This is a genomic window from Rhodopirellula sp. J20-39 (genome assembly GCF_057365095.1).
Map to the genome: position 1 here is coordinate 7,403,925 of NZ_CP195123.1, position 21,102 is coordinate 7,425,026.

Genomic DNA, 21,102 nt, shown 5'->3' on the forward strand with positions numbered 1-21,102 from the left:
TGCAATCAAGATTGGCGACGAAAAAATAGCGACTGGCGATCGGTTGATGTAACGGAATCTCTTCTAAATCCGTTCCCCCTGATCAGCATCTGGTCGACGGCGATCGGGCGGATTAAAGTACCCGTCCTATGAATACACTATTTGATCTCAAAAATGACGTCGCCGTAGTAATCGGCGGGACTGGCGAACTCGGCGGCCACATGGCCGAGGCTCTCGGTAGCGGAGGTGCCAAAGTTGCGGTTGTCGGCCGTAACGAAGAACGCGGCAATAACCGAGCCAAGGCGATCACGGACGCTGGCGGCGAAGCGAAGTTTTTCGCTGCCGATGGTTTGTCGAGCGATTCTCTGGAATCCGCCCGTGACGCCATCACCGCCTGGGCCGGAACGCCGACCGTGTTGGTCAACGCTGCGGGCGGAAACCATCCCGACGCGACGATTCCACCGGGTGCCGATATCTGCAAGCTTCCCCGCGAAGCTTGGAACACGGTTTTCGATCTGAATCTGGTCGGCGGAGCACTGCTTCCCAGCCAAGTTTTTGCTCCGGCAATGATCGAAGCCGGTGTGGGCAGCATCATCAATATCGCATCGATGTCGGGCATCATCCCGCTGTCACGCGTAGTCGCCTATTCCGCCGCCAAGGCCGCCGTCATCAACCTCACCCTCTGGCTCGCTCGCGAATGGGCAACCACCGGCGTTCGCGTTAACGCGATCAGCCCTGGCTTCTTCCCCGCTGAACAAAACCGAAAGTTGCTGTTCAACGAAGACGGCACCTACACCGAGCGTGGTGGTCAAATCATCGGCCACACCCCAATGGCACGTTTTGGCAAGCCAGAAGAACTCGCCGGAGCCACCATCTGGCTAGCCAGTCGCCAGGCTTCGTCGTTCGTCACCGGACAAAACATCGCCATCGACGGCGGCTTTGCTTCCGTCACGATCTAGCTTCCCGCTAGCGTCCCCATCGGAAACAACCGACACCGCAGTGATCCAAATTGCGGTTATCGGTTCTCCACGACATTCCATAATTCCCACCAGACTCTTCCCCCACGAGCCGCCTAAATGATCGAGCTTCGAAAAGACGCCAAGTACTCCCTCGTCATTCCGACCAGCATGGGAGTTCGGCTGACGCCGGCTGACCACCAGCCGTTTCATTGCAGCGACACCTTCAAGATGCAGGGCACCAGCGCCGAATCCAACGTCGGCAGCATCGCGTCGTTCCTCGGTTTGCCTGTCAAAATCCTGACCGCGTTCGTTAAAGACAGCCCCGTCGCTCGGTTCATCAAAGACGACTTGGCTCGTCGCCACATGGACTACGAAGGCCCCGAATTCTCGCAAGACACCCCCTGGGGCGTTCGTCACCAGATCAACATGGCCGACAGCGGCTGGGGATCTCGCGGACCTCGCGTTCAAAACGACCGTGCTGGCGAAGTCGGCCGCAAACTGAACGTCAAAGACTTTGACCTGGAACGAATCTTCGGTGACGAAGGCGCTAAGATCGTCCACATGTCTGGGCTGATCGCGGCTCTGTCGGAAGAGACCAGCGAGTTCTGCCTGGAAATCGCTCGCGTGGCCAAGAAGCATGGGGCTCGAATCTCATTCGACCTGAACCACCGCGCCTCGTTCTGGAAGGGCCGTGAAGAATTACTAGCGGCTCAGTTCAAAGAAATCGCCAGCCTGTCGGACATCCTGATCGGCAACGAAGAAGACTTCCAGCTCTGCTTGGGCGTCGAAGGCCCTGAAGCTGGCGGACAAGGCATCGCTGCCAAGATTGACGGCTTCAAGGGCATGATCAATCGCGTCAAACAGGAATACCCTTCAACGACTTTGTTCGCCACTACGCTGCGTGAAGTCGAAAGCGCCAACTCGCACATGTGGGGCGCGATTGTGTCACACGGTGAAAACTTCAGCGTCATCGAACCTCGCCAAATTGGCGTCTTCGACCGGATCGGTGGCGGCGACGGTTTCGTCGGCGGATTGCTCTACGGCGTGCTGAAGGGTTGGGACGCGGACAAGAGCTCCCAATTCGGTTGGGCGACCGGTGCACTCACTGCTACGCTTAACACAGACTACGGCCAACCTGCCGACGAAGACCAAGTTTGGAGCATCTGGAAGGGCAACGCTCGCGTCCAACGCTAGCGAAGCACTGGAGCCTACGCTTCAGGGTCAAGTAGGCCGGACCGAGCCGCTTCGGCGCAGTTCCGGCATTCCTACTCGATTATCAATCGCTCGCGAAAAGACCTCCATGAACGACGACGATGACCTCTGCCTTTGTTTTCACGTCAGTCGTCGCAAAGTCGTTCAGTACATCCGTGTCGAAAAGCCACGGCGACTTAGCGAGCTTTCTAACTGCTATGGAGCGGGCACCGGCTGTGGCTGGTGCCGCCCTTTCCTGCAGCGGCTGATGGAAGCCGAGCACCCAGACTCGGAAACCCTGCCAACACCGCAGGAATACGCCGAGCAGCGGAAACTCTATCGCAAAAAATAGCGGGTTTTGCCAAAACCCATCCTGCGACCAACCCGTCTCGCCATCCCCACCGTCCTTTCGACGATCGTTGGACGCCTACTTGAAAACGCGATGATTGGATAAATTAGCAGCACGAGAAACTCCGTACGCTCAACCACTTCTGGAAAACAAGCGAACCGTGACTGCGACCTCCAACCTCCGCCGCCGACCTGTTGTCCTCATCGTTCGTGATGGATGGGGCAAAAACCCAGATCCGAAATGGGATGACTGCAATGCCGTCCATCTCGCGAAAACCCCGGTCGACAGTGCCCTGACCGACGAATACCCGTCCGTCTTGATCGCGACCTCCGGCGAAGACGTTGGCTTGCCCGATGGCGTCATGGGCAACAGCGAAGTCGGACACCAAAACATCGGTGCCGGACGGATTGTCGACCAAGAAGTGATGCGAATCACCCGCGCCATTCGTGACGATTCGTTCTTCTCCAACCCCGTCGTCACCGGTGCGATTGATCACGTTAAAAAGTCCGGCGGCCGACTGCACATCCTCGGCCTGATGTCCGATGGCCGAGTCCACAGCGATCTGCAACACGCGATGGCCACCATCGAATTGGCCAAACGCAATGCCCTGACCGGCGATCGACTGGCGATCCACGCGATCACCGACGGACGCGATACGTCACCACGCGGCGGGCTAGGCTTCGTCAGCCAAATCGAAGAGCGATGCCAAGAAACCGGTGTCGGCGTGGTCGCTTCGGTGATCGGTCGCTTCTATGCAATGGACCGTGACTTGCGTTGGGAACGCGTCCAAACCGCCTACGACATGCTAACCAAGGGCACCGAGAAAACAGCGACGTCCGCGGCCGCGGCGATTCAGAACTACTACGATCACCCAACCGATTCCAACCGCGATGGAGACGAGTTCATCGAGGCCACTTCCATTGTTCCCGAAGGCGGCTCGGCGATCACAATCCAGCCTGGCGACGCGATGATGTTCATCAACTACCGCGGCGACCGGACCCGCGAGATCACCAAAGCGTTCACATTCGATGACGCGGCCTGGAAAGACATTCCCGGTGGTGGCTTCGATCGTGGTGACAAAATTGACAACCTGTACTTCGCCACCATGACCGGCTACGAAACCGGCTTGCCTGTCGAAGTCATTTTCGAAAAGCCACCTAAGATGCCACACATCTTGGGGGAAGTGATCGCGGCCAATGGACTGAAACAATTCCGCTGCGCCGAAACTGAAAAGTACCCCCACGTCACGTTCTTCTTCAACGACTATCGCGACGATCCGTTCGGCGGCGAAGACTGGGGCATGGCGCAGTCGCCCCGCGATGTTTCAACGTACGACCAAAAGCCCGAAATGTCTGCCGAAGGGATCACCGAAAAGGTCCTTGAGCATTTGAAGGCGGACGACGAGGACGTTTATATCGTCAACTTCGCCAACGGTGACATGGTTGGTCACACCGGCGTCCTGAAAGCCGCGATTGAAGCCGTCGAAAAAGTCGACGATTGCGTCGGCCGCATCGCCGAAGCCACACTGGCTGCTGGTGGAGCTTTAATCGTGACTGCGGACCACGGAAACTGCGAGCAAATGATCAACCCGGAAACGGGAGGCCCGCACACCGCCCACACCACCTACACGGTCCCACTAATCGTCGTCGATCCTGACCTAAAGGGAAAGAAGCTTCGTGAAGGCGGCCGACTTGCCGACATCGCACCGACCCTGCTGGAATTGCTCGGCATCGAAAAACCAGCCGAGATGACCGGCGAGTCACTCATCGAAAAGGGCTAAAAGCCCATCGGCGAAAGGTTGACGGGTAAAGGCCGACCGATAGAGAACAACGGCAACGACACCATCATCGATGCCGGTCTTCGACAAACGCTTCAGACGCTCCGCAAATCGAATCGACAATCATCCTCAATCCCATTGAGGATGCGGGACGTTGGCGGGCGGCCAACGCAATATTGGCCACCGCGTTAGCTGGTTTGAATACCTGCCGCCTTCTACTCACATCGCGCCGGAGGCAGTGAACGATCAATAACCAATCAACTCAGCAAGCGCCGCCGACTGGCGACCCCGAACGATGGCAAATCGGCAATCGCAAACTGGCCCTCGCCGCCACCCTCATCCTGACGATCGGCTTGGCCGCGACGCTGGCGCGTGTTGTCTTCCAGTACCAAACGCCCGGCCCCTTCACGCCCAGCCAACAAGGCTTGTGCGACTTCCACAACGGAATCTACTTTCCCGCCCAAGCCGCTATCCGAGGCGAAAGTCCTTACAGCGAGGCGTACGCGGCGAAGTATCCAGTCGCACGACAGATACCATTCTTCTCGCCGGTTATCCTATGGCTGCACGCTCCCTTGGCGATGCTGCCATTGCATGCGGGTGAAACGCTCAACACCTTGTTGCAAATTGCATTGCTAATAGCTCTCGCTGCTATCTGCGCCGATGCCGCGGGTTTTCGGCGACGACTGGACGTGGTGCTCGCGATCGCAGCGGCAATCGTGTTCACGCGATGTGGGCACATCACATTGTTCAACGGTTACTTCACATTCCAACTGGTCGTGGCAACTTATCTTGCCGTAATCTGGGCAGATCGCAAACCGATCGCTTCCGCTTGGATGCTGCTAATCGTTTCTGCGAAGCCCACCTACATTCTACCGCTCGGTTTTCTGATGCTGGCACGTGGCAACTACCGTGCTCTTACCGTAGGCGCCGCTCTTAGCATTGTTGGCGCAGTAGCCTCGTTAGGCTGGATCGCCTACCACGAAGGCGGCGGCGACATGGTCAATGGCGTCAGTATCCTTCAAGAACAAATCGTCCACACCCAAGAAGTCCATCGCGGCATGCAAGATGAATCACCCGTGTTCTCTTGGACACGGCTCGACCTCTTTGCCATCCTCGCCAAGTGGTCCAAAAACGATCCTGGCGACCTACCCCATCTCGCGTTCATGTTCGTGATCCTCGCTTTACCGATGGCAGCTCTACGAAGAATGAAAAACGCGAATGTGAACGATAGCATCACAGGCATCACAGGTGCGTTGGCGATGACGACACTGCTCGTCAGCTTATACCACCAATCGTATGACGCCTTATTGCTAGCCGCACCACTCACTGGACTAATCACAACTAACTTCGATCGTGCATCAACCGCTTGGCGACGCATCGATACCCGACTGCGATATGTCCTAATCGCACTGCTGGCATGTCCAGCAATGAACTATCTATCGACACGCATGTTTCTGATGCGACTCGACCCTCCCGCCTGGTTCACACGAATCGCGACCAGCCTCAATGGCGCGAGCCTCGCTCTGGCGTTAGGGATTTTGGTATGGATCGCCTGGGCATCTAAAAAACCACATAAATCACATCAGCAGAAAACCTGATCTTCGACTTCCGGTCATTTGGGTTATTCTCCGCTGGACAACTACGAGGGTCACAACAACCGGCAAAGACTCCAGCAAGACTCTTATTCAAGGTGGGTCTCTACCGCACCAGCGACTGTAGTGCGACGTACACGCAAAATCCCGCGTCTTGGCGAACGAACATATTGATCATCTCACCCAGACGATTGTGGCCCATCGCATTGCCAACCGCATCGATACGGGCAATCTGCACCTGAAGAGCGTCCCCGGACGAACCTGCGTAGCGGAACAATCGAGCTCGCCATCGCTTGGCGTAGATCCTGTTCATAGCGGACTGCTGTTTCTCACCCATCCGATCGTTCAGATACTTCGGAAAGATCCAACGGAAGAAGCTGATGAACGATGCCACAAACAACCCCAACATGCCAGCCAAAACCAGTAAAACGTTTGCTGCCCCCGTCCCCAGAACACCGAACCCAATCATTAGCAACGGAAACATTCCGACGATGACAATTAGGATCACCCATGCAACCAGAGGCAGGTACTTGTAACGCCATTCAATACCGTTGATTGCGGAGTTGAGACTTTCCACGTGCGGGAGCAGGTCTTCGATCAAACTTCGAATCTGCGTTTCAATACGTCCTACAGGTAACTCGACCGGCTCACCTTGATACACCTGCGTTTGTTCGGCTAGAGCGTATGTCAACCAAACCCAAGCGGCATCTTCAGACGCCGTCTTCATCGGAAACGCACTCTGCACCCCCTTCGAATGACGAGCGATTTCGTTGAGCACGAGCAACACACGCGCGGTCGTGGCTGCATCATCGTTCTGACACGACAACCGAATAGCAGCCAACAGCTTTTTTCGCACCGGATCTGTCGAAGGCGTTTTCGCCTCACCCTTTAGCAGACTACGAAGGCGTTCAAGATATTCAAGGTCAGAGCTTGCCGCATAACCCAAATCCGCCGACTGAGACTCAAGCTCAGTCATCACCGTATCAGTCCACGACGCCGGGGCCTTCCAGATAGCAGATCGCAACAACCGCAAATAGAAAGCGGTTCGAAACGCAGGTTCGGTTTGGCGAATCGATCGCTCGCACTGATTCAACAACTCTTCAAACTGATCAAACGGTAACGCGTCAACCAATCGCAACCAGAGCGACTCCGTCAACATATAGAACACTGGCGACCGAAGCTTCTCGGCAACAAATTGAACGACCTTCGCCAGCATCTTGTCCGGAATTTCCGTCCGCAGGTATTCACCAACAAGACTCGATAGCCCAGGGTCCGACGGATACGCGGCCAACCCATCGATCAGATGCACTAGATACTTACTAGTCGGACGACCGGCAGTCGTGTCGGCCAACAACGCCGCCAGATAGTAGTCCGGCGGAGTACGGCGTGACTGGGCAGCCAATCGCTTCGTCGCCGCAGCGGGATCCGCCACGGCAAGCTGCCGCAACGACAGCGTACTAGCTGGTTTCGCGGATCGCGCCGGCCGTACATTTCCACTTGGTGCACTGGAGACCGACGGTGTTGCTTCCGCCGCTGCGGAGTTCTTACTCCACGCATCAGCGGCATCCGCAAACTGCTGCTTTTGCTTGCCGTAACGCAACTGCCTTTCTAGACGTTCGTACGCATCACGAACCTGACCAAACTCTGCCGGATGCGTTTCCGGCTTGTAGATCCGAATGGCTTTCCCATAGGCTCGCTTGAGATCGCGTCGGTCATAACCTTCAGCTAGTCCAAAGAAGCCTACCGGGTCACCAGGTAAAAGTGACAGATCATTCACTACGAATCGTTCCCCCCGGGCACCATCCGCATTTGCGGAACACCCGGTGGCGTCGGCATTTGGTAATTCGGTGGCATGATGCTAGGCATGGGCATTTCGGCTGGATGGAAACCCGGCATCGGAATATCCGGTCCGAACGATTTCCGCTTGATCAAACCTCGAATCTCGTTGGAACGCGCACGGCGTTCCTCGTTCCGTTCTATTAGCCGGCGTTGATCCTCTTCGATCCTCGCATTCATCCTTTCCTGGCTCTCACGAAAAGCCCGCTCATTTTCAAGCCGAACCTTTTCTATCGCTTCTCTTATCTTTGTCAGCGAATCCGAATCGCTCGAGGTGATTTCGCGAGGGGCTCGATCAACCGGCTGCCACGCCGGAACCGAAGCACCACTGGCATTAGACGAACCATTGTTCGACGGACCATCGCTTGGCAAACCGTTCACGAACGATTGCGGACCGGATCCCGTGGGCGATGTCGTCACCGTGGGCACAGCAGGCGTATTCGCATTACGCCTGGATGACCGAGAGACCGTTCCCGCCACCTTTCCCACAATGATCAAGATAAAGACGACCACTGCCACCCAGCCCTTGATGGATCCACCGACCGTTTCCACGCCACTAGGATTCCATCCCATGAAACGGCGAAACTTCCCGTTGAACGAATAGCTATCCGACCATGCGCTTTGATTGTCCGGATCCAGCAGAAGATCGAACCAATCTCGTTCGAGCGCATAGATTTCCGGATGCGCATCGAGATAATTCTTGACGGCATCGCATGCCGGTTTGACGCGGCGTTCCTCGATAATCGATTCGATGAACTGTTCGCGAAAGGCACCGCCTTCGATAGCTGGCCGCACCAAACTTTGCTGCAAAGAATACGCAAACTTGACATCACCTGTTTCGATTTGTGATGACAGAACCGTGTCTCGCAAACCAGCAACTTTCTGCAATCGCGCCACCGTAGCGGCGTACTCCGGCAACCGTTCGTTGCGTAGCGCACCGATGTACTGAAGAAGCTTGTCTTGTGGCAATTCGTAAAACTTCGCATGTAACACATCCAAGCATTGCCGTGCTCGATCACGCAGCCGCTGGTCGACCTCCGGCTTGACTGCGATTGCGGCGGTATTGCCCGTCGTCGCATTCCCTACATTGCCACCGCCCCATAGCTCACGCCGACGCAAGATGATTTGCTGGGCATCCCACATCGGATTGAAGTCCAACATCTCGCGAACATACGCTTTCCCTACCGTTGCCGTCGCACCGCGATCGGGTCCATTCGCGGGCGTCGAGTCCGTCACTGATCGTCTCCATCAGGATGGATCCCTAGCGACGACAAGCACATCATCAACATCTCTCGAGTAGCCAAGAACTCCGCCCGATCGGCCCGGTTCATAGCGGCCTCATACGCATCCAAAACGCTGTCGAGCTGTTCTCGCTGGGTGGGGTGCAATTCGCCCAGCATCCGTTCGGCATAGCGAGCAAGCTGCTGGTTCGCGAGATCCTCTCGAGGATAGAACTTCATCTCGCTAATCCGCCGCCGCGCCGCTTCCACTGACTTCGGCGATAAGCCCTTGATGTGATTTGTCAGCACGGTTCGGAACTTCTTGCCGCCCGGCGCATAAGCCTCCACCTCCAGCACGCCGCTAACGTCGTAAGTGAACCGAATGTAAAACGGACTGCCCGCCGGCCCCGGTGGCAACTCGCTGACTTCCAATTGTCCAAGCAAGACATTGTCACCCACCTTGCGAGCATCCCCTTGATACACCTTCACGGTCACCGAAGTTTGGTTCGGCGCCATCGTGCTATAAACCTCTTCCTTGGAAATCGGAATGGTGCTGTTGCGATGCAGCACTGGCGAGAAGTATCCCTCGTGGACCTGACCGCCGAGTTCCTTGGCAACCTCCACGCCCATCGTGAACGGGCACACGTCCGTCATCACCATGTCATCCACGGCTGCGTCGTCGTCGATCAAAGCCGCCTGGATTGCCGCACCTAACGCAACGACCTCATCTGGGTTGTGACGCATCACGGCTGGCTTTCCGAAATAGTCTTCGACGAACTTCTTGAGCACATCCATCCGCGTGGCACCGCCCACCAAAATCACCTCGTCAATTTCAGTGGGCTGTATTTCAGCGTCTCGCAACGCTCGCGCGATCGGCCCAGCCACCCGCTGCATCAGCGGATCGCATAGCCGCGCAAACGTTTTCCGGTCGATGCGGAACTTCTTCGGTTTCGCCGCAAACCGACCGTCCACATCAGGCACACGAATCGACGCTGATTCCTCCGTTGCCAACGTACGCTTGGCTGTCTCACACTCGCTTCTCATGCGAGCCACCCGCAACGGATCATTGAACTCAGCAATCTCCAACTGCGCGTTCTCCGACGCCAGCACTTCCGAAACGATGCGATCGGTGAAGTCCTCGCCGCCTAGTAGGCTTTCGCCCGCACTCGAACGAATCTCAAGCGTCCCCTCAAACACTTCCATCACGGTCACATCAAACGTGCCGCCACCCAAGTCGATTACGACGATATTCTTCTCGTCATCGCGATCATGAAAGCCATACACCAAAGCCGCCGCGGTCGGCTCGTTAATCATCCGCCGCACATTCAGCCCCGCCATCTCACCGGCCAACCGTGTCGCTTGCCGAGCGTGGTCGTTGAAATAAGCTGGCACGGTGATCACCGCATCGGTCACCTCAACGCCCAATGCCGCCGACGCATCCTGCTTCAGCGATCGCAGCACAAGACTGCTCAATTCATGTGGCGTGAATTCCTTGTTGCCAATCTTCAATCGGCGATCCTGCCCCATGTAACGCTTAAAGCACCATGCACATGACTCGGGGTCGGTGACACGAAGCTCTTTTGCCGTTTGCCCAACAACGACCTCGCCATTGTCTAGCACGCCTACAACCGACGGAGTCAACACACCGCCATGCGCCGTTGGCAACAACTCCGGCTTGCCATCACGAAAGATGCTAGCTAGGGAGTTGGTTGTCCCCAGATCGATCCCGATGCAAGGAACACTGTCGCCGGAATTGCGAGGTCCATCGGGATTCGAACGTTGCGGTTCACGTGGTTCAGACATCGGCGATCGCTTCGAAGCCTAGGGATTGGAAAACAGGCAGTTTACCAAACTAAAAAGCGGCCTGAAAGAAAAACACGGCGGGGATTTGAGGAGGTAGAAAGGGTCACAGGACCACAGGACCACAGGACCACAGGACCACAGGACCACAGGACCACAGGGATGCAGGGATGCAGGGATGCAGAGATGCAGAGATGCAGAGATGCAGGGATGCAGAGCTAGGCGTGTGCATGAAAAAACCCACGCTGCTTTGGCAGCGTGGGTTTCGTGGTTTAAGCAGCTAGGCTTCTATCCAGTGAACTGTTGCAATCGCTTAAGCGATTAAACGGTTTCTGGAATTTTTGCCGTGCGAACCGTTGCGATGATCGCACTGGCGACCATGTACGGATCGGCGTTGGAAGCCGGACGACGATCTTCGAGCCAACCCTTCCAGCCGTGCTCGACGGTGAAGATTGGAATCCGGATCGAAGCACCACGGTCGGAAATACCGTAGCTGAACTTGTCGATCGATTGAGTTTCGTGAAGACCGGTCAAACGCTGATCGTTGTCGGCACCGTACACGTCGATGTGCTCAGTGATACGAGGCTCGAACGCTTGGCAGATCGCTTCGTAAACTTCCTTGCTACCGCAGGTACGCAAGGTCGTGTTGGAGAAGTTAGCGTGCATGCCGCTACCGTTCCAGTCACCCTTGACTGGCTTGCAGTGGTAGTTGATTTCCATGCCGTACTTTTCAGCGGTACGGTCAAGCAGGTAACGGGCAACCCAAATTTCGTCGCCGGCACGAGCTGCACCCTTAGCGAAGATTTGGAATTCCCATTGACCCATCATCACTTCGGCGTTGATGCCTTCGACGTTCAGACCAGCTTCGAGACATAGCTCGAGGTGATCTTCGACGATTTCGCGGCCAACCGCTTTGCCTGCACCGACGGAGCAGTAGTAAGGGCCCTGCGGAGCTGGGTAGCCTTCCGCTGGGAAGCCGATTGGCTTCTTGGTTTCAGGATCAAAGATGGTGTATTCCTGTTCGAAACCGAACCAGAAATCGTCATCCTTATCCTTGATCGTTGCCCGACCGTTGCTGCGGTGTGGCGAACCATCGGCGTTCAGCACTTCGCACATCACGAGGAAGCCGGTGCCCAAACGATCAGGATCGGGGCAGCAAAAGACAGGTTTGAGCAAGCAATCGCTGGCACCACCAGGAGCCTGTTCGGTGGACGAACCATCGAACGACCACATGTCAGCGTCTTCGACGTTGCCACTAAAATCGTCAACAACTTTTGTCTTGCTGCGCATGCTCTGGGTTGGCTGGTAGCCGTCGAGCCAGATGTATTCCAACTTGCACTTGGTCATGAACGCGAGTCTCCTCAGACTGGTTGGATTATCGGCCGACCACCATGGGGTGGCACTCGCGCGACAACCTAAAAAACGAAACATTTGGACTAAAAAACGGTCTACCCAACCGCGCGGCTAAACACACTCGCAGAATGAATCCACTTGCGTCGCTTGCAGCAGTGTTAAAATAACCGAAATTCGATTGCAATCCAGTGGTAACGGATAGATCGCTACGACGATCACCTCGCCAACCGGAATGCCAACGCCTATAAACTAGGAGCAAATCGACCGACAAACGACGGTTCAAAAGTCGCGTCGGGCGCCCTTGATTGAACATTCATTGCCCCTAGAAGGATTGCCGGGAACATGTCCAACGACTCTTTTCATTCAAACCCACCCCAGCAATACGGCAACGACGGTGGCTTTTCCGCCAATAACCCACCGCCCAAGAAGAGCCGCACCTGGCTGTGGGTACTGGGAATTGTTTTCGGTTTGGGGTTCATCGGCCTGATCGTTTGCTGCGGTCTGATGACCTTTGGATTTTCTAAATTTGGTTCCGTTGTTTTTGAGCCAGTTCGAGCTGAACTGAATCAATCTGCCCAAGTTCAAGACAACGTCGGCACGATCGACAAACTGACCATGAACTTCACCGCCACGGTGAAGGAAGCTGAAGAGAACCCCGATTTCGTCATTTTCGACGCGGAAACCGAAGCAGGGCCTCAACAGTTTTCGGTCAAAATGGGCGCCCAAGGTGAAGTCGACGAGGCCTACCTGATTCAGCCCGACGGGAATCGGTTGAAACTGGACTTCACTTCCTCGGGCAGCGAACTTGCCCCGTTTGACGACTCTGATATCTCAACCGGCGAACTCGAGAGCGAAGCACCTCTGGACGAGACAGAAAAGGAACTTCGCGAGCTGGAATCCTCGCTGGAACTGAACTAGACCGCTACTGCGATAGCGATCACCGGCTTTTCAAAGCTTCCGAGCTTTGACCGAGATCAACTCGCCTGATCGATCGGACAAACCCGATTGGGGAACCTGATCGATCATCCGTGTTGTAGCGGGTTATCGCGGACCATCCCGAACCGGCCGACGCACCTGAAATCAGTTTCCGCTGGTCCATTAATCCCGATCCGTTACATTCGGGGCATGAGCAATGCACAAACTGATTCCGTCGCCGTTCTGACCGATTCCGCTGCCAGCGACAAAACCACGTCGCCGACCGCAGCCGCGTCCCAGGTCTCTGAAAATGAGGGCCCAGATAAGAAGGGCCCAGAATACAAGGCCTCTGAAAACAACGGCCCTCAAACCAGGGGCCCCCGCATCATCCGGCAACTGCCGCCCCAACTGGTCAACCAGATCGCCGCTGGCGAGGTCATCGAGCGGCCCGCTTCGGTGGTCAAAGAACTTCTTGAAAACAGCATCGATGCCGGCGCTACCCGCGTCGACCTAACCATCGATGGTGGCGGGGTCGAACTGATTCGAATCAGCGATGATGGCTGCGGCATGACTGCCGAACAACTGCCATTGGCCGTCACCAGTCACGCGACCAGCAAACTACCCGACGACGATTCGCTCTTTCACGTCGGCACACTCGGGTTCCGCGGCGAAGCACTCGCATCGATCGCCAGTGTTTCCCAGATGACCATCCGTAGCCGCGCCGAAGGAGAATCCAGCGGCAGCCAAATTGACATCCGCGGCGGCGTCATCGAATCCCCTGGTCCTTGTGGTTGCCCGGTGGGCACGACGATTGAAGTCCGCAACCTGTTCTTCAACACGCCGGTCCGCCGCAAGTTTTTGAAAACTCCACAAACCGAACGTGGACACATTGTCGAAGCCTTCACGCGGCTCGCGCTCGCTAACCCGAAGGTGCACTTCAGTCTCCGCAATGGTGACAAGGAAATGTTCGATCTGCTGCCCACCGTTCGTTGGGCAGACCGAATCGAAGCGTTCTTTGGGACCGAGATTTCGGAATCACTAATCCCGATCGATAGCGAAGACTCTCAGGTCAAGATCACCGGTTATGCCTGCGATCCTTCGGTCAGTCGCGGCAACAACCGAATGCAGTATCTGTTTTTGAACGGACGCCACATTCGCGACCGCGCCCTGCAACATGCCCTCGGTGAATCCTACCGCGGGATGCTGATGGTTGGACGGCATCCGGTTTGTTTCCTGCGGATGACGATGCCGCCGGAGATGATCGACGTCAACGTGCACCCGGCCAAACTGGAAGTTCGCTTCACCGACAGCGGTCGCGTTTACAGCCGTTTGTTGCAAACATTGCGTCAACGTTTTCTATCAACCGACATGACTCACCGAGTCGGTTCCCCCACACCACCGGAGCCGATTCAGGGTGCAGACCTTCGCACACCCAGCGAATCCGTGATGGGGATGCCCGCACGTGATGTCGACGTCCAGCGTCAATCCGTGATCGATTGGGCACGAACCGGCCAAGACACCGCCAGCGTCAGTCCTCATCTGCCGCAATCACATCGCATCGAGTCCGCCTCTTCCACGAACCCGGCGTCCTCAAGTTCCTCGTCATCATCCATGCTCGGCGGTGTGCCTGAATTCCAACCGTTCGATGGTGGTTCGCAGCGTGATTTGGCGAACCGATCCTCCACCGACGAACGTGCTCCTTGGGACGGGAACGAAGGGGATAGAAACGAAAACGAGTCCGCCACTGGCTTCCAATCCACTGCTGGCACCCAACCCGGCACCGACGGCGCATCGGGTGGAAACCCAAACGCGATCACCGGCCAGTCATTTCAGCCCGGTCAATCCGCCGGTCCTCGTCCAAGCGTGTGCTATTTAGGCTTCCAGGTTCACAACCGCTATTTGGTCACCCAAGACGAAAAAGGGATGGTCGTCATTGACCAGCACGCTCTTCACGAACGCGTCCTCTACGAGCGGGTTTGCAAGAAAGTACTCGGCGAAGAATCCTCACTCGAAGCTCAACGACTGCTCGTCCCCGAACCCGTTTCGATGACACCGGCTGAACGCGCCGCTGCCTTGGAAGTCAAAGACACGCTCGCCCGCATCGGTCTGGAAATCGAAGACTTTGGCGGCGAGACCATCCTGATCCATTCCTACCCCGCGATCCTGCCTAAACGCGGTCCTGCGGAAATGCTGCGGACGATCCTGGAGTCCGTTATGGGCGCCGGACGCGATCCCAACCCCAAAGATTTGCTGAACCATTTGCTCAGCACGGTCGCCTGCAAAGCCGCTGTTAAAGCCGGTGACCCGCTATCCCCCGAGGAAATCACCAGCCTGTTGGAGCAAAAAGACCTGTATCAAGAAACCCATCACTGCCCCCACGGGCGGCCAACGGCGTTATTCTTCAGCCTCAACGAACTCGACAAAATGTTTGGCCGTCTGGGCCACCGTGGCTAGTCGCCACCGAGTACGCTTTTCCTATTCTCAATCCGAATTCAAACTCGGATGCCTCACGCGAATCCACCACTAACTCCATCAGCGAAGACCTACCGATGACTGCTACTTTGACCGGCACACCGCAATGGAAAGCCCTCTCGGATCACTACGCCACCATCAAAGATTCGCAACTGCGAGATCTCTTTGCCGACGATCCCAAACGTGGCCAAACGATGACCACCGAGGCCGCGGGACTGTACCTGGATTACTCCAAGAACCGCGTCACTTCGGAAACCATGACGCTGCTGTTGGATCTCGCCCGCTCACGCGGCCTGGGCGAAAAGATCGAAGCGATGTTCACCGGCGAAAAGATCAACCTGACCGAAAACCGGGCCGTTCTGCACACCGCGCTACGTGCGCCGCGTGATGCCAGCGTGATCGTCGATGGCGAAAACGTGATCCCCGAAGTCCACGCCGTCCTCGACAAAATGTCAGCGTTCTGTGAACGCGTTCGCGGCGGCGACTGGAAAGGCCATACCGGCAAAACCATTCGCAACATCGTCAACATCGGTATCGGCGGATCGGACCTTGGGCCAGTCATGGCGTACGAAGCACTGCGTCACTTCAGCCAACGCGACTTGACCTTTCGCTTCGTTAGCAACGTTGACGCGACCGATTTCGCCGAAGCCACCGTGGATCTCGACCCCGCTGAAACACTGTTCATCGTCGCGTCGAAAACCTTCACCACCATCGAAACGATGACCAACGCGTCGACCGCCCGGCAATGGTTACTCGACGGCATCGGCGGCGATGAATCCGCGATCGCGAAACACTTCGTCGCCCTCTCGACCAACGCCGAAAAAGTCTCCGCTTTCGGAATCGACACCGCCAACATGTTTGGCTTTTGGGATTGGGTGGGCGGCCGCTATTCCATGGACTCCGCCATCGGACTTTCGACGATGCTCGCCGTCGGCCCCAGCGGCTTCCGTGAAATGCTTGACGGCTTTCACGAAATGGACCAACACTTCCGCACCGCACCGCTGGAAGACAACCTGCCTGTGTTGATGGCGATGCTATCGGTTTGGTACGCCAACTTCTTTGGCGTCGAAACCACCGCGGTTCTTCCCTACGAACAATACCTCAAACGCTTTCCTGCCTATTTGCAACAACTCACGATGGAAAGCAACGGCAAGTACGTCACCGTTCAAGGCGAACAAGTCGATCACGAAACCGGATTGATCTACTGGGGCGAACCCGGCACCAACGGCCAACACTCGTTCTATCAATTGATCCACCAAGGCACGCGTCTGATCCCTTGCGACTTCATCGCGTTCGCCAAGTCACTCAATCCGATCGGCGACCATCAAGACATCCTGATCGCCAACGTGCTGGCTCAATCCGAGGCACTCGCGTTCGGCAAAACCGCCGAGGAAGTGAAAGCCGAAGGCACCGAAGACTGGCTCGTCCCCCATCGTGTCTTCCAAGGCAACCGACCTTCCAACACGCTCTTCGGCGAACAGATGTCGCCCTCCATGCTTGGCAAGCTAGTCGCGTTGTACGAACACAACGTGTACGTCCAAAGTGTGATCTGGGACATCGACGCCTTCGATCAATGGGGCGTCGAACTCGGCAAAGTCCTCGCCAAAAACATCATCCCCGAACTAGCCAGCGACCACACCGGCGACCTCGCCCACGACAGCTCCACGAACCAACTCATCCAGCGCTACCGTCAGATGAAGTAATTCGGGTTTGATCCGTGGTTTAAGGGAGCTTCCGTCGTTTTAAGGAAGCTTCCAAGTTTTAAGGAAGCTTCCAGGTGTGGAGGCTTCCGGATGTGTCACCGGCGATTACGGTGGAACCATCGTCCGCGATCGTCACTCTGGTTGGCAAAACGCGGACGCCCGGGGGAAGCGGACTTTCGGTTTTCGTTGGTTCCGCGATCGAAAACGCCTTAAGCTGCTTGCCTTGGGCCGACCAGATTTTTACCGCCCCATCGCGGCCGCTGGTGACCAGCTCTCCTTGTGGACCGAAATGACAATCAAGCACGCCGTCGGCATGCGCGTTCGGCTTTTGAGACAACGGCCAACCGTCTTTCACGTCCCACCACACAACGGTGCCATCCTCGGCGGCGGAAGCGACGACGCCCGAATCGCTACGCCACGATAGGGATCGCACAGATTCTTTATGCTCCGACAGCGGCAAAATCACTCCGCCGCTGGCCCCATCCCAAAGATGGATATTACCGATTCGGTCGCCCGTCGCCAGATACTTTCCGTCTGGCGAAAACGCGACCGTGGTGACCCAGTCAGTGTGCTTATCGAGGGTCGCCTTCAGGCTGCCATCTTCGGTGCTATAGAGCTTCACGAGCCGGCTCGTGCACCCGATTGCCACCAGCTTTTCATCGGGCGAAATGTCCGCGGCGATGATCGCATCCGGCTCGTCAGCCACGCTTGCCAGACGCTTCCCCGTGGCCACATCAAAGAGCACGACGGTCCCGCTTTGCACCGGCTTACCGCCAGCGGCCAGCAGCAATCGCCCCGATTGGCTGAACTTCAGCACAAGCGGCTCGCCTTCAGGAAACTCGATCGCGCCATACGAGTGACCCGTCGAAGGGTTGAAAAAGTCGATAAGACCGTAACCACTTCGAGCCGCCACGGGAGCCCGCAAACTGGCCGCCAGAGCGAGCACCGGATAGGGTCGCTGCGTCACCGTGCGGATGAACGTTGGCAAGTTCGCTGGAACCGCTCCAGGACCATCATCGGAAGTCGGCGCCGCGGCTTGGAAGCCAAGCGTTCGCATTTCCGCAGCGGAACTCCCTGAATTTTCTCGCAACCCGGTGTCGATCCACTTCTTGATTAACGCCACCGCCTCGGCTGGCAACGGGTCGCCTTCGGGCGGCATCCGCTCGCCTTCTTCGGTCGAGGTGATCACTTCCACCAAGTGGCTGGCTGTCGATCGCCCTGGTACGACAAGCCCGCTTTCGCCGGTCACGTCAGCGTAGTTGGCAAGGTTCAGTCCGGCCTCTTGCTTCCCATCGCCATGACAGGTCGCACAGTTCTTTTTCAAGATCGCGGCGACATGATCATCGTATGTGACCGGCTTGCCACCGGACTTCACGCCCGTGTCTTTTGGGCTCGTGTCTTTATCGCCAGTGGACATCTGGCCCATCATCATCTCGTTTTGGGCGTGCGCGTTCACCGGCAGACCCACACAAAGACCGAAAACCAAAAATGCTGCCACCGAATCAAACGGAAGCGAAAGCCGGTGGCGCGAAGTCTTCATCATTCTTCTCCGAGTCGAATCTAGTTGGACGGCGGCAGGTTGTTTAGACAATGGATGCATCAGTGGTTGAAAAGAAACTCGCTCGAGTCGATCAGTCCAGCGAAGATGTCCTCGTAGATGTCCGACGGTTTACCATCAGCTACAAGTTGCAGCATCGTTTCCATCTCCGCCGTTGTCGGACGACGGGAAAGGACACGGACAAAGATGGCCTCGATCACATCTTCGGGTGACGATGCGTTTTCCATGATTGACTTCAGTACTCCGTTGCTGCCCGCCTTGTGCACCCGGGGACCGGACGTGTCGCCCACCAGCAAGTGCATCACTTGCGAGAGCGATGGTTCGGTTCTCGTGTCGCAGGCACACACTGTCTTTCGCGGCGACTGGCCAAAGGTATCCAGCACAAAATCACCGGTCGCCATGTTGTGGTTACGGTTGATGTAGTTGATGGCCTTCGTGCCCGTCGGGGATCGAGGCAACGACCGAGGAACCCCGGTAACGGCAACGATCGAATCAAGCAACACGTCGGCCCGCAGTCGCCGAAGTTGAGCATGCGAGAACTGCCGCAGGTCGTCTTTCCCAGATGGGGTCGGTTCAATCGAAAGCTGATAGACCCGCGAGTTACAAATGTCGCGAACAATCGGCCGAATTCGGCGACCATGCTCGACATACCGTGCGGCGAGCGAATCCAATAGCGGACCGTTCGCCGGCGGGTTTGTCGCCCGGAAGTCATCAATCGGGTCCACGATGCCGACACCAAATAGATGAGCCCAAAGTCGATTGACGATATTGCGGTTAAAGAGGTCGTTGCCGGGATCCTTGATCCATGCAGCCAACGCTCGTCGCGGATCGCCTTCGCCCTTCACGGGCTCAACTTCACCTAGCAATTTCGCGGGCATGGGCCGACCGTCCAACGCGTGCTTGGCCGGTGGAGCAGATGGATCAAAGATCACTCGCCGATCACGACTGTCGCTGCCCGACTTTCGCTTAACGCAACTGAAGAAACTGACGAAGCCGTAATAGTCATCCATCGTCCAGCGATCGAAGGGGTGATTGTGGCACTCCGCGCACTGCATCCGCACGCCCAAGAAAAGCTGCGAGAAGTCCGCCGCCATCACCTTGGGATCAAGTTGGTAGTCTTTGATCAGCATCGTGTAGAGGCCCGTTTGGCCGTCGATGTTCGTGCTGCCAACCGCCGTCACCATGTCGGCCACGACTTCGTCAAACGGCCGATCGGCGGCCACTTGATCGCGCAACCAAGCGTTGAACGCATTGGCGGGTTTATGCGAGTCACCTCGTCCCGTGTAGTCGTGGCTATTAACTCGGCAAAGTTCCGCCCACAACGCCGTCAGGTAATCCGTGAAGTCTTCGCTGGCAAGCAATTCGTCGATCTTTCGAGCTCGCTTGTCGGGCGAAGTATCCGCCATGAAAGCTTGATACTCTTCCACCGTCGGTGGCCGGGCGGCAAGATCAAGGGTAACACGGCGAAGGAACGTCTCGTCGTCGCAAAGTTCCGATGGCGCGATCCGCAACTTTTGCAGTCGCGCGAAGACATGCTTATCGATGAAGTTGTTCTCCGGTGGATTGGGCCAAGTGAACCCTTCACTGGACGGCAACACAATCACTTCGGCGCCGACGGTGAACCGGCTAAACCTTGCGAAGACCGTCGTATCGCCGGCCCCCTTGGCGATCACGCGGCCTTGCGAATCGATGTCGGCCACGCTCGGGTTATTGGTACCGAAAAGAGCCAGCGATGTGACATCGCGAGTTGAACCATCGGCGTACGTCGCCGTGACCCGCAAGTCCATCGTCTGTGCCGCCTTTTTGAAAACCAAAGAGGGCTTTGAAACCGCGATGCCGGCCACATCGGGTACATCGCCGACATCATCCGGAGCACCCGCCTGGATCCAATCTCGCAGCGTTTTGGCAAGCTCACTGTTACTTTCGAACAACTTTCCGCCGGTGTGAGGCACCGCACCGGTCGCTTTCAATAACAGCAAGCTTTCCGATGGCAACGCCGTATTCACGCGGCGGCCTGGAATCTCTTCCACCGTGCGGAAGTAGTCACCCGCCGTGTCGTAACCAAACAACGAAAGCATGTAGCCATCCTTGCCTCGAGCCGATCCGTGGCACGTGCCGGCATTGCACCCGGCGCGGAAGAAGACCGGCATGACGTCACGCCGAAAGCTCGGCACGACCGAAGGACTTGTGTCCGACAGGTCAGCCTCCGACTGATCGAGATCCGAAGTCCCCGATGCCGATTCAGCGGCGGCGGACTTACTGGACGTCAACGTGTCGGCGAGAATTTCCGCCGCATGGACGCCACTGGACGTCAGCAAGATGCCCGCAAGCACCCAAGTCAGCATTGATTTTACGGTCACGAATGTGGTCCCTACTTTGGAATGATTTCGGGGTTCTG

General features: G+C 56.7%; 14 protein-coding genes. 8 read left to right on the forward strand and 6 right to left on the reverse strand.

Features of this window, described 5'->3' with window-relative positions:
* Positions 1 to 128 precede the first annotated feature (128 nt).
* The 5 genes from ACR3ZL_RS26805 (at position 129) to ACR3ZL_RS26825 (ending at position 5,853) form a co-directional block, all read left to right on the forward strand.
* Complete coding sequence (locus ACR3ZL_RS26805) at positions 129 to 938, forward strand: SDR family oxidoreductase (RefSeq protein ID WP_473650028.1); 810 nt, start codon at positions 129 to 131, stop codon at positions 936 to 938.
* Between the two features lie 117 nt (positions 939 to 1,055).
* Entirely contained in the window at positions 1,056 to 2,132 is a 1,077-nt protein-coding gene (locus tag ACR3ZL_RS26810; protein ID WP_473650027.1) for a sugar kinase, read from the forward strand.
* 106 nt (positions 2,133 to 2,238) lie between these two features.
* Positions 2,239 to 2,481: a (2Fe-2S)-binding protein gene (locus tag ACR3ZL_RS26815; RefSeq protein ID WP_473650026.1), complete on the forward strand. Its 243-nt coding sequence runs from the start codon at positions 2,239 to 2,241 to the stop codon at positions 2,479 to 2,481.
* A 157-nt stretch (positions 2,482 to 2,638) separates the two neighbouring features.
* Positions 2,639 to 4,258: a 2,3-bisphosphoglycerate-independent phosphoglycerate mutase gene (gene gpmI / locus ACR3ZL_RS26820; RefSeq protein ID WP_473650025.1), complete on the forward strand. Its 1,620-nt coding sequence runs from the start codon at positions 2,639 to 2,641 to the stop codon at positions 4,256 to 4,258.
* Positions 4,259 to 4,608: 350 nt separating this feature from the next.
* Positions 4,609 to 5,853: a glycosyltransferase 87 family protein gene (locus ACR3ZL_RS26825; protein ID WP_473650024.1), complete on the forward strand. Its 1,245-nt coding sequence runs from the start codon at positions 4,609 to 4,611 to the stop codon at positions 5,851 to 5,853.
* A 100-nt stretch (positions 5,854 to 5,953) separates the two neighbouring features.
* On the opposite strand, the gene ACR3ZL_RS26830 is transcribed toward ACR3ZL_RS26825, so the two are convergent.
* From ACR3ZL_RS26830 to ACR3ZL_RS26845, 4 genes are all read right to left on the reverse strand, one after another.
* Complete coding sequence (locus ACR3ZL_RS26830) at positions 5,954 to 7,624, reverse strand: hypothetical protein (RefSeq protein WP_473650023.1); 1,671 nt, start codon at positions 7,622 to 7,624, stop codon at positions 5,954 to 5,956.
* Positions 7,624 to 8,919 carry a hypothetical protein gene (locus ACR3ZL_RS26835; RefSeq protein ID WP_473650022.1) on the reverse strand — a complete coding sequence of 432 codons (1,296 nt, stop codon included), beginning with the start codon at positions 8,917 to 8,919 and terminating at the stop codon, positions 7,624 to 7,626. Before ACR3ZL_RS26835 ends, ACR3ZL_RS26830 begins: the two co-directional genes overlap by 1 nt.
* Positions 8,916 to 10,706, reverse strand: coding sequence for an Hsp70 family protein (locus ACR3ZL_RS26840; RefSeq protein ID WP_473650021.1), 1,791 nt, complete (start codon positions 10,704 to 10,706; stop codon positions 8,916 to 8,918). The genes ACR3ZL_RS26835 and ACR3ZL_RS26840 overlap by 4 nt, the downstream gene beginning before the upstream one ends.
* Before the next feature lie 318 nt (positions 10,707 to 11,024).
* Positions 11,025 to 12,050 (reverse strand): glutamine synthetase beta-grasp domain-containing protein, encoded by a 1,026-nt coding sequence (locus tag ACR3ZL_RS26845; RefSeq protein ID WP_473650020.1) that lies wholly within the window; start codon positions 12,048 to 12,050, stop codon positions 11,025 to 11,027.
* Positions 12,051 to 12,398: 348 nt separating this feature from the next.
* Between ACR3ZL_RS26845 and ACR3ZL_RS26850 the strand changes: the two genes are divergently transcribed.
* The 3 genes from ACR3ZL_RS26850 (at position 12,399) to pgi (ending at position 17,146) form a co-directional block, all read left to right on the forward strand.
* Positions 12,399 to 12,974 carry a hypothetical protein gene (locus tag ACR3ZL_RS26850; RefSeq protein ID WP_473650019.1) on the forward strand — a complete coding sequence of 192 codons (576 nt, stop codon included), beginning with the start codon at positions 12,399 to 12,401 and terminating at the stop codon, positions 12,972 to 12,974.
* A 207-nt stretch (positions 12,975 to 13,181) separates the two neighbouring features.
* Positions 13,182 to 15,425 (forward strand): DNA mismatch repair endonuclease MutL, encoded by a 2,244-nt coding sequence (gene mutL, locus ACR3ZL_RS26855; RefSeq protein ID WP_473650018.1) that lies wholly within the window; start codon positions 13,182 to 13,184, stop codon positions 15,423 to 15,425.
* A 95-nt stretch (positions 15,426 to 15,520) separates the two neighbouring features.
* A complete protein-coding gene (gene pgi, locus ACR3ZL_RS26860) occupies positions 15,521 to 17,146 on the forward strand; it encodes a glucose-6-phosphate isomerase (RefSeq protein WP_486173105.1) in 1,626 nt (541 codons plus the stop codon).
* A 58-nt stretch (positions 17,147 to 17,204) separates the two neighbouring features.
* Here pgi and ACR3ZL_RS26865 read toward each other — a convergent pair whose 3' ends face one another.
* Both ACR3ZL_RS26865 and ACR3ZL_RS26870 read right to left on the reverse strand, forming a co-directional pair.
* Complete coding sequence (locus ACR3ZL_RS26865) at positions 17,205 to 18,689, reverse strand: c-type cytochrome domain-containing protein (RefSeq protein WP_486173106.1); 1,485 nt, start codon at positions 18,687 to 18,689, stop codon at positions 17,205 to 17,207.
* A 56-nt stretch (positions 18,690 to 18,745) separates the two neighbouring features.
* The gene (locus ACR3ZL_RS26870) at positions 18,746 to 21,064 is read right to left on the reverse strand and encodes a DUF1549 domain-containing protein (protein WP_473650014.1); all 2,319 of its coding nucleotides are present in this window, start codon (positions 21,062 to 21,064) and stop codon (positions 18,746 to 18,748) included.
* Positions 21,065 to 21,102 lie beyond the last annotated feature (38 nt).

Excerpts from the sequence above, each read along its gene's own strand:
- ACR3ZL_RS26850 (WP_473650019.1), top strand. The coding sequence starts at position 12,399 with ATGTCCAACGACTCTTTTCATTCAAACCCACCCCAGCAATACGGCAAC.
- ACR3ZL_RS26815 (WP_473650026.1), top strand. The coding sequence starts at position 2,239 with ATGAACGACGACGATGACCTCTGCCTTTGTTTTCACGTCAGTCGTCGC.
- pgi (WP_486173105.1), top strand. The coding sequence starts at position 15,521 with ATGACTGCTACTTTGACCGGCACACCGCAATGGAAAGCCCTCTCGGAT.
- mutL (WP_473650018.1), top strand. The coding sequence starts at position 13,182 with ATGAGCAATGCACAAACTGATTCCGTCGCCGTTCTGACCGATTCCGCT.
- ACR3ZL_RS26845 (WP_473650020.1), bottom strand. The coding sequence starts at position 12,050 with ATGACCAAGTGCAAGTTGGAATACATCTGGCTCGACGGCTACCAGCCA.
- ACR3ZL_RS26810 (WP_473650027.1), top strand. The coding sequence starts at position 1,056 with ATGATCGAGCTTCGAAAAGACGCCAAGTACTCCCTCGTCATTCCGACC.
- ACR3ZL_RS26865 (WP_486173106.1), bottom strand. The coding sequence starts at position 18,689 with ATGATGAAGACTTCGCGCCACCGGCTTTCGCTTCCGTTTGATTCGGTG.
- ACR3ZL_RS26840 (WP_473650021.1), bottom strand. The coding sequence starts at position 10,706 with ATGTCTGAACCACGTGAACCGCAACGTTCGAATCCCGATGGACCTCGC.
- ACR3ZL_RS26805 (WP_473650028.1), top strand. The coding sequence starts at position 129 with ATGAATACACTATTTGATCTCAAAAATGACGTCGCCGTAGTAATCGGC.